This is a genomic window from Kitasatospora misakiensis (genome assembly GCF_042656005.1).
Lineage (GTDB): Bacteria > Actinomycetota > Actinomycetes > Streptomycetales > Streptomycetaceae > Kitasatospora > Kitasatospora misakiensis.
In genome coordinates this window covers 1-12,927 of the sequence record NZ_JBHSOF010000056.1, presented here as the reverse complement: position 1 = coordinate 12,927, position 12,927 = coordinate 1, and the positions used below count along the sequence as shown (strand labels likewise).

The following is a 12,927-nucleotide window of genomic DNA, read 5'->3' as shown; positions in this document are numbered from 1 at the left end:
GATGACCGACGCACCGATGACCGACGCACCGATGACCGACGCACCGCTGACCGACGTACCGCCCGACCAGGCCCCCGGGGCCTCCGGGCAGCAGTTGCTCTACCCGCAGGACGCGCACTACCAGGGTTACCCGGACGAGCCCGGACTGGCCGGTCTGGAGACCCGGGAGGTCTCCGCCTGGTTCGGCACCCGCAAGGTGCTGGAGCGGGTCTCGCTCGCCATGCCCGCCGGGGAGGTGACCGCCCTGATCGGCCCCTCCGGCTGCGGCAAGTCCACCTACCTGCGGATCCTCAACCGGATGCACGAGATGGTCCGCGGCGCCGCGCTCTCCGGCGAGGTCCTGCTGGACGGCGACGACGTCTACCGCCCCGGCCGCCGCCCGGCCGAGGTGCGCCGCCGGATCGGCATGGTGTTCCAGCGGCCCAACCCGTTCCCGGCGATGTCCATCAAGGACAACGTCTCCAGCGGGCTCAAGCTCGCCGGCATCAAGGTCGCCAAGGACCAGCGCGACCACCTGGTGGAGACCAGCCTGCGCCAGGCCGGCCTCTGGGACGAGGTGGCCGGCCGACTGGACGCCCCGGGCGGCTCGCTCTCCGGCGGCCAGCAGCAACGCCTGTGCATCGCACGGTCGTTGGCGGTCTCGCCGGACATCCTGCTGATGGACGAGCCCTGCTCGGCGCTCGACCCGACCTCCACCCGCCGGGTCGAGGAGACCATCGCGGAGCTGCGCGGGCGGCTCACCGTCGTGATCGTCACCCACAACATGCAGCAGGCCCAGCGCGTCTCGCAGAGCTGCGCGTTCTTCCTGGCCACCCACGACACCCCCGGCCGGATCGTCGAGGCCGGGCCGACCGAGCAGGTCTTCCAGGACCCGCGCGACCAGCGCACCTCGGACTACGTCAACGGCCGCTTCGGCTGACCGGGTCCGCCGCGAGACGGTTCGCCGCGCCCGTCACTCGCCGCGGTGCCGGAGGATCTCCTCCAGCACCGCGGCGACGCCGTCCTGCTCGTTGCTCACCGTGTGCTGCGCCACCGCCGCCAGCACCTGCGGGTGGGCGTTGGCGACGGCGTACGCCGTCCCGGCCCAGGCCAGCATCTCCAGGTCGTTCGGCATGTCGCCGAAGGCCACCACCTCGCTCCGGTCGATCCCCCGCCCGGCGCACCAGCGGGCCAGCGTGCTGGCCTTGGTGACGCCGGGCGCGCTGATCTCCAGCAGCGGGATCGGCGCCGAGCGGGTGATCTCGGCGAGGTGGCCGGCGGCCTCCCGGGCCTCGGTGAGCAGCTTGTCCGGATCCAGGTCCGGGTGCTTGGCGAGCAGCTTGAACAGCCCGCGCATCGGTCCGCCGGCACCGAGCAGCTCCTCCGCCGGGCCGACCGGGTGGTTCTCGTCCTGCCCCCACATGCCCACCTCGTACCCGGGCTCGCGGGCGAACCCGGCCGGGTACTCGAAGGCGAACGCGGTGCCCGGCAGCTTGGCCCGCAGCCGCTCGACGACGGCGAGCGCGTCCTCGGCCGCCAGCGGCGTCGACTCCAACAGCTCGCCGCGCCGCACATCCACCACGGCGCCGCCGTTCGAGCAGATCGCCACCCCGTGGCCGCCGATGTGCGGACTCACCTGCTGCATCCAGCGCGGCGGCCGACCGGTCACGAACACCACCTGGATCCCCGCCGCCTCGGCCGCCGCCAGGGCGGCGGCGGTGCGCGCCGTGACGGTTCCGCCGGAGCAGAGCAGAGTGCCGTCCAGGTCGGTGGCGATCAGCCGGATCGGGGGAGCGGTGCGCGGTGTGGTCACCGCTCCATCTTCGCCCACCACCACCGGGAGGTCGCCGCGCGGGTCGCCGCGGCCCCTTTCGGCCCCCACTGCACCGGTTTCCGGCCGATCAGCCCGCCCCCGGGGTGTCCCGCCCGCCCCGACCGGGCAGAACTTCCCCCGGCCACCCCGTCGGCAGGAAGAGCCATGCCCACTCGCCAGGTCCGAGACGAGAGCCCCCCGACCGCCCCCGAGGACGCCCCACCCCCCTCCCGCGAGCCGGTCCTGCTCGGCGACATCCTCTTCGAAACCCTCGCCGACCTGGCCCGCCGCACCACCCCCACCCACCCCCTCCCCCACCCCACCCAACGCCCCCACCCCTGACCCGCGGGGGCACTGCTGCCCGGCCTCAGCCGGTGGGCGGCATGAGGCAACGCGTGCTGATCCGGAACATCAGGTCACCACCGGCCATCGTCTCGACGGTCGCGAGATAGCGCCCGGAGGGCTGGAACGCGTCGAGCAGGGCCTGAACCTTGCCGTTCAAGGTCTCGCGATAGCCGCTGACCTGGAACTCCTGCTGTTCCAGCATGGTGCGGATCCGACGGGCGGCCTCGGGATGCTGCTCCAGCGGAATCGGACTGTAGGCGGCGTACGACATCGTGTACCGCCCGTCCTTCGCGACCTCGTCGTTCTTGCCGACACACTCCCTGAACGACGGCCTGACCGTCTCCGCTGTGATGGCTCCACCCGCGATCTGAGCCATGTACTCCGTCATGTGCTGCGCCCAGGCCTGGGCATCCTGACGCGCCATGACAGGGATCGGGTCGGCCGGGCCGGTGCGGGACACACATCCTCCTAGGAACAACGGCATAACAAGGGCCACCACGACAACAGCCCGCGAGCCCCCGAACCGGCGCACGGAGCCCCGAAGCACGGCGGCCGACCTAGGCACCCCTGACGGCCGGGGCCCGAGAAAGAGGTCAGATTCCGGGCGCGACATTGGGATCGACCTCTGCTTCCTTGGGAACGGTGTTCGGCGGTTGCCCGGCGATGATGCGACCTTGGTTGGCAAGGCTCTGGGAGTTCTCGTCCCAGTAGCCGCTGTGGCCGGAGGTGTCGATCTGGATGTTGTTGCCGCCGAACCCCTCGAACATCGGATCGTCGCCAAGCGTGAGACCGGCCACCTTCCGAATATTGTCGTCGTCTGCGGCGCCGACCCAGAAGTGGCTGGGGTCGATGTGCAGTTTCTCGGCCTCGGTCACCGTCATCCCCGGACTGGCGATGGCCACGATGTCATCGGCGCCCAGGCCCTGGCCACCCGCAGCGGCGGCGCCGACGGCCGTGGTGCCGTAGCTGTGGCCGATAACGGTGAGATGGCTGTGGTGATCCCCTTGGGCGACCCTCGTTCCCGTGGTGAATCGGCGCATCGCCTCGGCGCCGTCATTGGCACGGCCCGTTCCCATGACCCCCAGACTCTCCGGAGGGATCTCGGGAGCGTCGTAGCCCAGCCACGAGATCACGGAAACGTTCTTGTTGCCGTGGCCTGCGTCGATGGCGGAATCCTGGAGCGCGGTGACCCGCGTGATCTGGCCGGGCATGCTCGCCAGCGTGGTGCCGGTACCCGGAACCATGACGGCGGTGTGGTCGGCGGTATCGGGGTTGCCGAGGGCGACAATTGCCTTGCCGTCGCCCTTCGCGTCGAGGCCGAGCAGGAAGAGCTGCTTCTCGGCGGATTCACCGTCCTGCTGGTCGAGCCGCTCCTTGAGTTCGCGAAGGGCGCCTTCGCGCTTGTTGTACTCCTCGAACGTCAGCCCGCTTCCGCGCGCATCCCCCGACTTCAGCTCGTCCAGTTGCTGTTCGAGAACCAGCCGGTTGGCTTCGTCTCGAACGGTGGATGGCAGGCCGTCCAGCTGTCCGACCTGGTCCGGGTGGAGCGCCAGATAGCCGGCCTGCTGCTCGGGAGTGAGGGATTTCCACCAGTCAGCAGATTTCTGCGGGTCGGTGTTCTCCGGGATGTATGGACTGGTGAGGCCGAGGTCCTTCTCGACGTCCCTCACATCGCGCGCTGTCTCGGCGGCCGCACCGAAGACCCGGGGTCGTGTCAGGATGTCCGCGTCGAGTCGGCTGAGTGCCAAGTCGCCCTTGTCGCTGGCTTCGCGGGCATCGGTGAGGGCCTTGTTCACCCGCTCCTGCGCTTCTCCTCGCAGGGTCACGAGGGCTTTGCGGTCTGCCTGGCCGTCCGCGTCGTGCTGGTCCGCGTAGCTTTGCACGGGCAGGTTGACCGTGCCGTCCGAGGCGATGGAAAGCCCCCATTCCTCGGCTCGGTGGACGGCGTTCCTGAGGTTCGTCTGCGCTTGGTACATGCGGTCGGCGACGGTGTCGAGTGCGAGTGCCACGGCAGCGGACTCGACTCGTACGATCTCCAGGATCTGCTCGGTGCGCTCAAGTGTGGAGAAGGCGTACTCGGCGTCCTTGCCGGACCATTTCATGTGGCGTAATGGACCGTTGACCTGGCTGCGGTGACGAATGTCGGCCTCGCGTACGGAGCTCGACAGTCCGCGCCAGGACTTTGCCGCATCGCGCAGCCCGTTCGGATCGAACCGGAGCAGCAGCTCGAAGTAACTGCTCACATCGGCCCCTGCTTCTGCCACACTGATGAGATCGCGTTCTCATTGCCGTTGTACGCCTGCGCGGTGGCATCCAGATTGTCCGCGGTCTTGGTGAATCGATCCCGGACTGTCGTCAGAGCCGGTGCCCAGCCGCTTGCCAGTCGATCCAGTCGGGTGGCGATCGACCACCCGGTGAGTTCGCCCGCAGCCTTGTGGCTGGCGGCCACGGCAGCCTCGACCGGCGCCTTCAACTCACCGCCTATCGCCCGTGCTGCTGCGCCTGATGTGCGTATCTCACCCGGATTCACCTTGATGTCGCCCATGTTCCCCTCCCCTTGGCGATGCCAGCAGGCATCGTGCGAAGGCTATTCGGCTTGCAGCGTGGTTCCTATCCGTACAGATACTCAGATCGGGAGAGCGGTCGCCATCGTCCCGGCACCACCAGTGACCGGTGTCAGGCGGGCGGCGGCAGGAGGCAGCGGACTTCGGGGCGGTCGAGAGTGTGGGCAGCCGACCCGCAGGCTCGGGGCGCCCAGAGTGATCGGCTCGGCCGGCTCGCTGGACGAGCAACTCGCCGAGGCAGCCCCCGAGGGCGTCGACGCCTATCTCGACAGCGTCGTCGGCGACCACCTGCGGGCCGCGATCGCCGCGGTGCGCACCGTGGGCCGGACCGACCTGGTCTGCGCGGTCAGCACCTACAACGCGACTGCCCCGGTACCGGGTCCCGACAACGGTGTGCGGTTACTGGTGATCGGGTCGGCGCGGTATGCGCCGTGCTCTGGTGAGTTTCGGGCGTCGGCCGCCGGCGGTGAGTTCGCTGAGGCGTTCGCCGATTACGGAGACGCCGGGGCGGGGCTCGGTCGCGTAGTACCGAGGCTTGCGTCGGCGCAGCAGGTCGTCGCCGTGCTCGGTCCAGGTGAATCCGGGCTTCCGGAGCAGGTTGCGGAAGACCGTGTCGACGGTCTCCGGGTGGGTGGCGGCCAGGCGGCGGATCGGGAGTGGTGCGATCGACTCCTCGCGGAGGTACGCGCGCAGTAGGTCCTGGTGCTGTTTGCGGCCGGAGAGGGCCGGGTCGGCGAAGAGGTCTCGCAGCATCCCGTAGTCGGCGTAGAAGTTGAGTCCGTCGACCTCGTCGTAGATGACGCCGATCGTGTCCGAGTCCGCGAGGGTTTGCGGCAGTTCGAAGGCCGGGAAGGCCGCGCCCCTGGCCCGGTCGGGACGCTCGGCGGCGGCCTCCTGGCGGTGCCGGTAGTAGGCGTTGAGCCGTTCCTCGGCTTCGGCCGGGGGGAGGAGCAGTTCGTCGCTGCCGCAGAACTCGATGAACGCGGCCCGGTCCTCCCGCATCGACTTCCAGCCCTGTTCGATCTTCTCGGGGTTGCGGAAGACCAGTTCGGGGTGGGTGGTGGCCAGTTGGAGTGCGGCCTGGGCGATTTCGGTGGCGCTGGTCTTCGGGTAGGAGGACATCGCCCCGGAGACCAGCCACACCCCGTCGGCCGGGTGGACGGGCACCAGGCAGGCGAGGAGGAATCCGCCCTTGGAGACTCCGCGGAAGGCCGCCCGCCCGATGTTCGAGTATGTGCGGTACTCCAGGTCGTCGACCAGGTTCAGCAGGACGACGGCGTCGCCGTCCTTGCGCTGGATCTCGAAGACGCCCTCGACCGGGTCGCGCCAGCCGAGCAGCAGTTCCCGGTCGGCCTCGCTCAAAGCCCGCCGCCCGGCGACGAACCGGTCCACCACGGTCGCGCCGTCCGGTAGGCGGTAGCGGAGGATGAAGTTGTCGATGATCCGGATGGCCGCGCCCTCGTCCAGCAGCCGCTCAGGGCCTGCTGCCTCCAACAGGAGGGGCGTCAGCCACCGGTCGAACCGCGCGCTCTGGGCGAACTCGACGAGTTCGCCCTTCAGTTCGGCACAGTGCTCGATCAGATCTCGCAACGACGCCTCGTCCTCGCTCCGTGCGACGTCAGCCATGGAACCCATGACGCCACGCTAGCCGACCTGCCCGTGCCGTTGGGCGAGCGGTGCGAAGGTCTACCGAAAGGCGCCCGCTCCGCCCGGGGGTGCGTGCGGGCGGAGCGGGGCTGCCGTTCAGGAGGGGAGGCCGTTCAGGAGGGGAGGCGGTTCAGGAGGGGAGGCGGTTCAGGGCCGCGGTGGTGATGCCCTCGACGTAGGCCTGGGGGTTGGCGGGGCGGCCGGTGAGCTCGACGATGGCGACCTTGGTGCCGCTGCGCAGGACCGCGACCCCGCCGCTGACGGCGCCGTCGCCGTTGTAGGCCGGGTACCAGCGGGCGGTGCCGCCGGCGGCGGTCAGGGTGTGGGCCGCGCCGTAGTGCCAGTGGCCGGCGGGCTCGTTCTGGCAGTTCTCGACGAGCGTGACGAGCTGCTTCTCCCAGGTGTCGGCCGCGGTCCCGGTGGGGGCGCTCGCGGCCGACTCGGTCAGCAGGCCGTCGGTGTCGAAGGTCCAGTTCACGGACGCGTACGCGGTGGCCTTGCCCTTGGTCAGGTCGCGCATCGTCTGCTCGCCGGAGCACGCGGACAGCGCCTGGCGTCCGGTCAGCGCGATGGTCGCGCCGACCGGGTTCAGACCCGGCCGGAAGTCCTCGCTCTGGACGAGGTCGGCGGAGCCGAGTCCGGGCGCGGCGACCGCGGCCGGCTGGGCGGCGGTGACCGGCTGAGCGGCGGCGACCGGGGCGGCGGCGACCGGGGTGGCGGCGACCGGGGTGGCGGCGACCGGGGTGGTGGCGACCGGGGTGGTGGCGACCGGGGTGGTGGCGACCGCGGTGCGGGGTGCGGCGTCGCGCGCAGCCCCGTCGGCGGTGGCCGACTGGGTGCCGACGACGCCGACCGTGATCAGTGCGGCGGCGAAGCAGGCCGCGGCGGCGGCGACCCGGTTGCGGCGAACGGACTTCTGCTGGACGGCCTGGTTCTCGGTCATCTGGTCCCCCTGCTGGTCGGGACGCCTGCTGCGTCCTCGTACAACTGGGGAGATGCCGCCGGAGGACGGAAAGTCGGATCCCTGAGCGGCTGTTTCAGAGCCGTGACAGAGCGGCCCTGACGACGCGGTCCATCGCGGCCGTCCCCAGGCAGGCGTAGACCTCCAGCACCCCGTAGTGGCTGCCGCTGCGCAGCACGGCGATGCCGCCGCAGGGCTCCTTGCCCTCGGGCGCCGTGCCGGTGGTGTTGAGGGATCCCTGGTAGGAGCCCATCCAGCTCGCGGTGACGTCCGGGGCGAGCTGCAGCGTCTTGGTCTTTCCGTAGACCCAGTGCCCTGGCGTCTCCTCCTGGCAGGGCACCTGCTCCAGCAGCAGGAGCTCGGCCCTGTTCTGCGCCAGGGAAGGGCTCCGGCCTTCGGCGACGACCTCGCGGGCGACCTGGGCGCCGCTGACGCCGGCCACCGTGGGGTCGTCAGGGCTGGTGTGGGTGGTGGTCATCAGTCCGCGGAAGTGGGCACCGGGCCCGCCCAGGGTCTGCTGGAGGGTCTTCTCGCCGGAGCAGGCCGCGTTGGCGTAAGTCCCGTCGCCGTACCGGTCGGTGACGTGGATCTGCCCGATGCCGATGTCCGGGCTGAACGCCGCGGGTTCCAGAAGGTTCGCGGTCGTCACCGGCCCGGTCGCACCGGTCGCATCGGTCGTACCGGTCGCACCGGTCGGCGAGCCGGAGCCGGAGGACGAGGACGAGGCCGTCGGGACGGACCCGCCGGGCGTCGCGGGAGCGGACACGCCCGGGGACGCCCCGTCGACCGCGGCACTCGACGGCGGTGCCGGGTGCGCGGCGGCGCCGGAGGGCGCCGGCAGGACGAACCGGCCGGTCGCCAGCCCGAGCGCGGCGGCCGCCACCAGGGCGGCGACGGCGGACCGGCGCCGGACGACGGGGCGGCCGCCGCCCGCCGCGCCACCGCCGTTCACAGACCGGTGACCAGGCGCTCGCGCATGAAGCGGCGGGCCTGGTGGATACGGTCCTTGACCGTGCTCAACGGGGCGTCCAGCTCCTCGGCCACCTGGGCGTAGGTCAGGTCGCCCAGGTCGCGCAGCACGAAGGACTCCACCAGCGCGGGGTGCTCCTGCTCCAGCGCGGCCAGCGCCTCCATCACGTCGAGCCTGGTCCCGGCGATGACGCTGGTGGTGCGCGGGTCGACGGACTCGGGGAGGTCGTCGTGGCTGTCCTCGGCGCGCCGGCGCATCGAGCGGTAGGTGGACCGGGCGGCGTTCGAGGCGATCACCGTCACCCAGCCCAGGAAGGAGCCGCGGCCGCCGTACGTGCCCAGGCGCGTGCTGATGGACAGCAGCGCGTCCTGCGCGGCCTCCTCCGCGTCGGCGTGGTGGGGCAGGAAGCGCGAGCAGCGGCGCAGCACCAGCGGCCGCAGCTTGGCCAGCAGGTGCTCCATCGCCCCCGGGTCCCCCGCCTGAGCGGCCGTCACGAGCCGTTCCAGCTCGCCTTCCTCGAACACCCGAATCCCCCTGTTTCGTCCCGCTTGGTATCGCACCCGCCGAACGGGAGTTCCGCACTCCCCCCGACTCCGGCAGAATGCTGCCATATGCGCAAGCTCGGCCGTTACCTCCTCCTTGAGCGGCTCGGAGCCGGCTCCTTCGCGACGGTCTGGAAGGCCTACGATCCGGAGCTCGACACCGAGGTCGCGGTGAAGGTGCTGGCCGAGAACTGGGCCGCCAACGCCGATGTGCGCGAGCGGTTCCTGGCGGAGGCGAGGCTGCTGCGCCGGATCGCCAGCCCGCGGGTGGTCCGGGTGCATGACGTCGGCGTGCAGGAGGACCGGCCCTACTTCGTCATGGACTACGTGCGCGGCGGCACCCTGGCGGAGCGGGTCGGGGAGTGCGACCCGCAGGAGGCGCTGCGGCTGGCCGCGGAGGCGGGCTACGCCGTCCAGGTCCTGCACGAGGCGGGCGTGGTGCACCGTGACGTCAAGCCGTCCAACCTGCTGCTCGCCACCGGCCCCGCGCCCGCCGCGGTGCTGGTGGCGGATCTGGGCAGCGCGAAGCAGCTGGCCGACGCGTCCGGGCTGACGGTGACCACGGGCACGCCCGCGTACATGGCGCCGGAACAGGCCTTCCAGACCGGCGGGTTCGACCAGCGGGCCGACGTGTACGCGCTGGCCGTCGTGGCCTACGAGCTGCTGACCGGGAAGAAGCCGTTCGGCCCGGGCGGACGCGCCACCGCCCTGATGACCGACCAGCCGACCGCCTCGACGCTGCCGGCGCTCCCGGCCGGAGCGGAGCTCCCACCGAACCTCGCCCTGCTGCTACGGGCCGCGATGTCCGTCGAGCCGGCGGACCGACCGCCGACCGCCCAGGCCTTCGCGGACGCGCTGCTGGCTCCGGTCCCGCAGTCCCAGCCCCAGCCCCTGGAACGCCGCGGGTGGCTGACCCCGCGCGCGGTCTGCCTGGCGGCGGGCGCGGTGTTCACGGCGACGACCCTGCTGAGCTGGCTGCGGCGTTGAAGGCGTTGAAGTCGTCAAGTCGCGTCCGCCGCTGACGGCTCCCGTAGGGTCGGCGGTATGCGACTGAGCACGGTGATCCTCCCCATCCACCGGTGGAGCGAGGGGCAGAAGACCTGGCGGCGGGCCGAGGACCTCGGGTTCCACGCCGCGTACACCTACGACCACCTGAGCTGGCGGAGCTTCCGGGACGAGCCGTGGTTCGGCTCGCTCCCGACGCTGACGGCCGCCGCGACGGCCACCGAGCGGCTCCGCCTCGGCACGCTGGTGACCTCGGTCAAGCCTCGTTCGCCCATCACGGCCTGATTCCAACGGTGCTGCATTCGACGGGCGACGCCCGTTCGAAGATGAAGCGCTGAATATCGCGAAGGTCCAGGTCCCCGTCCTGTTGATTGATCCGGGGCCCGCCGACGCGGGGGCCGTGCTCGCCCAACTTTGTCAGACCCCTCCCGTACCGTAGGAACAGCACCGGCGAGTGGGAGGGGTGTCCGTGACTGAGGTAAGACTCGAGGACCTGTTCAAGGACCTCGACCAGAAGGCGAAGGACGAGTTCGCTTCCACCCCAGAAGTGGTGGACAAGGGGGACAACCTCGATGTGTCGGCACTGCCGATCACGGCGAGGAAGTGGCACAAGGTAACCGACGCGGTCGCCGTGGTCGCGGACTTGAAGGGCTCGACCAAGTTGGGCACTGGAAAATGGGCTGCGAGTACGGCCAGTATCTACGAGGCCAGCACCGGCGGAGTGGTAAGGATCTTCGACGAGTTCGAGGCCAACTTCCTGGCGATTCAGGGGGACGGCGCGTTCGCACTCTTCTGGGGGGACCTCCGATACGAGCGTGCGCTGGCCGCCGGGATCACCGTCAAGACGTTCAGCGTCGACTTGGTGGAACGTCTTGAAGCTCGGTGGCCGAACGACCCCCAACTGCCCAGCACCGGATACAAGGTCGGCGTCGCCTCCAGCCGTCTCCTCGTCAAGCGGGTCGGTACGCCTCGCAACCTCAACCAGCAGGAGCCGGTTTGGGCGGGCAAGGCTGTCAACTACGCAGCCAAGGCGGCGCAGTCGGTCGATCGACACCTCATGGCAGTCACTGGCAGCGTATGGGACCGGGTCGAGAAGAATGACTACCTGGCTTACACCTGCCCTTGCGGCGAGGGACCGTCTGACACCCTCTGGGGAGACCACGCCATCGATCGACTTCCTGACGGAGACCCAGAGGCTCAAGGGCGCGTACTGTCCTCCGCTTGGTGCGCCACCCACGGGGAGGAATATTGCGCGGCCGTTCTGCGTGGCGACAAGAAGCGTGACGACGTCGATCATCTGAAACGAGCGGCCTCGTCGGCTCAGATGCGTCAGGCGATCTGGGTGAAGGCGCAGCAGGAACGTCACGCGCTGCGAGCGCGACGTGCTGGGTTGTCTTCGTGATGCTGATCGGGCGAGACCCAGCTTCACATCTGCTGTACCTCTCAGGAGCCGGCTGGTAGCTGCAAGTGCACGGCGGGACGCGTCTGGCCGCCGAACGTCGCAGCTGGGGGCAACAACTATGTGCAGTTTGCCTGGCGCCAGGCCTCCATCGCACTATCAACCACGTCTGCGGTATAGCACTCGCGATTACGGTCATACTGGCAGAAGCCTTGATTGTCCGAGTTAAGGTTGAAGTGGAAATCCTCAGACAGTACGAGCGGCGGAATAAATGGCTGGCCCCCATAGTTGGCGAGCTTCGCCGCTTCGTTGACCACGTCACCCATATAGACGACATCGTTGATGCCGCTGCCGTTGTATCCCGCCTTCACCATGAGAGCCCGGCCGTAGGACATGCCGACCCCGATCTTGATCGGAGTGCCATAGCCAGCCTTCACCATGTAGTGGTTCATGAGCTTGACCATCGAGTTCGCCTTGTATCCCATCGCGAATACCGCGTCGATGTTGGGCTTCGATGGCGTGTTCACAACCGCCCAGGCTGCGTCTCCTGCGATGTTGATCTCGCGAGTGAACGGGCTGTCGTTGAAGATGGCAACAAGCTCGGAGAGGTAGGCTCGGTAGATCCGGGCCAGGCGCGGTCGCTTGTATTGGCCGGGAAGCTGGGAAGAGCTACGGATGTCGACAAAGATCGCCGAGCAGTTGGCGTAGAAGCCGTTTGTGAAGGTTAGCTTGTCCCGATTCGGAAGCGCGCTCGCCTCCTCATAGCTGTTCTGGGCACTAGTCAGGTAATCCTTGATCCGGCTGGCGCTCGCAATGTGGTCATACGGCTTGTAGTTGCTGTCCAAGTCTCTCTCCAGGGCTAGTCGAGGACACGAAGGAGGGCAGTCGCGGCAAGAAGGAGGAGTGCCAGCAGGAGCAAGCGAATTGCCCGGCCGCCCCACATGTACTTGTCGTGGGCCACTTTGGAGTTCGCCCAACTTTGGGCGGCAATTTCGGCAACGAGGGCCTCCATGTCCTTGGTCAGGGCAACCAGAGAGACGGCGTAGGAGTCGCTGGCAGCATGGCCGCGCGCGATGTGGTGGAAGTAGAGGAGGCTGGCGGGATCTTCCTTCATCCTCAGCCGAGGCCAGAGCACCATCCCAGTGCAGAGGCCCGCCATCAGGACGGTCAGTCCGCACAGGGCCGCGCTGGTGATGAGCCAGGCCGTCGGTTCCGCGACGTCCTTGATGATGTTGAAGAGCAATCCGCCCGTGACCCCGGTGGCTGCGAGAGTGGCTCCAGCCTTGGTCTCAGCGTGTTTGATCCAATCTATGACCAGGCCCAGCGTCTTCCAGGCGTGGTCAGGATTCGGCGGCTGCTCCGACCCAGGCGTCGAGGATGCTTCAGTCACCCCGCCATCTTCCACCGCGCCACCGACAATGGTCCGGGGAATACCTGGAGTGCCCCTCGGGTAGGGCTTTGCGTGGGCTCGAACGCCTTCGCCGAGAGACGAAGCGCGTCTACAACCACAGCCGTGAGGCGTTCGGAGGGGCCTCAACCTCCATCGCACGAGCAGTGTTGGTGACCTTGTGTAAGGCAACCAACACTGCTCGTTGCGCCTTCCAGGGCATACCAGGTACCGAGGACACGTCGGCTATCACTCAACCGAGCTGGGCGAGGCCCTCGGTGGCGATCTTCTCGAAGACGGCGAGGTCGTTCGCGA

Annotated in this window: 14 protein-coding genes and 1 pseudogene; 5 read left to right on the top strand and 10 right to left on the bottom strand. The window is 69.2% G+C overall.

The features are described from left to right. Nucleotide 1: 1 nt before the first annotated feature. Nucleotides 2–919: a phosphate ABC transporter ATP-binding protein gene (locus ACFP3U_RS31010; protein ID WP_380229055.1), complete on the top strand. Its 918-nt coding sequence runs from the start codon at nt 2–4 to the stop codon at nt 917–919. A 33-nt stretch (nt 920–952) separates the two neighbouring features. Here the strand turns inward: ACFP3U_RS31010 and ACFP3U_RS31005 are convergent, their stop codons facing one another. After that, on the bottom strand, nt 953–1,792 hold the full coding sequence (locus ACFP3U_RS31005) for an HAD family hydrolase (protein WP_380229054.1): 840 nt from the start codon (nt 1,790–1,792) through the stop codon (nt 953–955). A 165-nt stretch (nt 1,793–1,957) separates the two neighbouring features. Between ACFP3U_RS31005 and ACFP3U_RS31000 the strand changes: the two genes are divergently transcribed. Next, entirely contained in the window at nt 1,958–2,134 is a 177-nt protein-coding gene (locus ACFP3U_RS31000) for a hypothetical protein (RefSeq protein ID WP_380229053.1), read from the top strand. 25 nt (nt 2,135–2,159) lie between these two features. Here the strand turns inward: ACFP3U_RS31000 and ACFP3U_RS30995 are convergent, their stop codons facing one another. From ACFP3U_RS30995 to ACFP3U_RS30965, 7 genes are all read right to left on the bottom strand, one after another. Beyond that, nucleotides 2,160–2,597, bottom strand: coding sequence for a hypothetical protein (locus ACFP3U_RS30995; RefSeq protein WP_380229052.1), 438 nt, complete (start codon nt 2,595–2,597; stop codon nt 2,160–2,162). A 133-nt stretch (nt 2,598–2,730) separates the two neighbouring features. Continuing rightward, nucleotides 2,731–4,380 (bottom strand): alpha/beta hydrolase, encoded by a 1,650-nt coding sequence (locus ACFP3U_RS30990; RefSeq protein WP_380229051.1) that lies wholly within the window; start codon nt 4,378–4,380, stop codon nt 2,731–2,733. Continuing rightward, nucleotides 4,377–4,682, bottom strand: a complete 306-nt coding sequence (locus ACFP3U_RS30985; protein WP_380229050.1) for a WXG100 family type VII secretion target — start codon at nt 4,680–4,682, stop codon at nt 4,377–4,379. The genes ACFP3U_RS30990 and ACFP3U_RS30985 overlap by 4 nt, the downstream gene beginning before the upstream one ends. 418 nt (nt 4,683–5,100) lie before the next feature. Beyond that, the gene (locus ACFP3U_RS30980; RefSeq protein WP_380229049.1) at nt 5,101–6,327 is read right to left on the bottom strand and encodes a hypothetical protein; all 1,227 of its coding nucleotides are present in this window, start codon (nt 6,325–6,327) and stop codon (nt 5,101–5,103) included. Between the two features lie 151 nt (nt 6,328–6,478). Continuing rightward, complete coding sequence (locus ACFP3U_RS30975) at nt 6,479–7,291, bottom strand: hypothetical protein (protein ID WP_380229048.1); 813 nt, start codon at nt 7,289–7,291, stop codon at nt 6,479–6,481. 94 nt (nt 7,292–7,385) lie between these two features. After that, entirely contained in the window at nt 7,386–8,261 is an 876-nt protein-coding gene (locus ACFP3U_RS30970; RefSeq protein ID WP_380229047.1) for a hypothetical protein, read from the bottom strand. Then, nucleotides 8,258–8,803, bottom strand: a complete 546-nt coding sequence (locus ACFP3U_RS30965) for an RNA polymerase sigma factor (RefSeq protein ID WP_380229046.1) — start codon at nt 8,801–8,803, stop codon at nt 8,258–8,260. The genes ACFP3U_RS30970 and ACFP3U_RS30965 overlap by 4 nt, the downstream gene beginning before the upstream one ends. A gap of 87 nt (nt 8,804–8,890) precedes the next feature. On the opposite strand from ACFP3U_RS30965, the gene ACFP3U_RS30960 reads away from it, so the two are divergent. The 3 genes and pseudogenes from ACFP3U_RS30960 to ACFP3U_RS30950 all read left to right on the top strand — a co-directional run bounded on the left by ACFP3U_RS30960 (nt 8,891) and on the right by ACFP3U_RS30950 (nt 11,228). Continuing rightward, nucleotides 8,891–9,808, top strand: coding sequence for a serine/threonine-protein kinase (locus tag ACFP3U_RS30960; RefSeq protein WP_380229045.1), 918 nt, complete (start codon nt 8,891–8,893; stop codon nt 9,806–9,808). 57 nt (nt 9,809–9,865) lie between these two features. Beyond that, nucleotides 9,866–10,105: pseudogene (locus tag ACFP3U_RS30955) on the top strand (LLM class flavin-dependent oxidoreductase); the annotation flags it as partial. A gap of 190 nt (nt 10,106–10,295) precedes the next feature. Continuing rightward, nucleotides 10,296–11,228 carry a hypothetical protein gene (locus tag ACFP3U_RS30950; RefSeq protein WP_380229044.1) on the top strand — a complete coding sequence of 311 codons (933 nt, stop codon included), beginning with the start codon at nt 10,296–10,298 and terminating at the stop codon, nt 11,226–11,228. A gap of 116 nt (nt 11,229–11,344) precedes the next feature. Here ACFP3U_RS30950 and ACFP3U_RS30945 read toward each other — a convergent pair whose 3' ends face one another. After that, nucleotides 11,345–12,070, bottom strand: a complete 726-nt coding sequence (locus ACFP3U_RS30945; RefSeq protein WP_380229043.1) for a nucleotidyl cyclase domain-containing protein — start codon at nt 12,068–12,070, stop codon at nt 11,345–11,347. A gap of 14 nt (nt 12,071–12,084) precedes the next feature. Further along, nucleotides 12,085–12,615 (bottom strand): Pycsar system effector family protein, encoded by a 531-nt coding sequence (locus ACFP3U_RS30940; RefSeq protein ID WP_380229042.1) that lies wholly within the window; start codon nt 12,613–12,615, stop codon nt 12,085–12,087. Nucleotides 12,616–12,927: the final 312 nt, after the last annotated feature.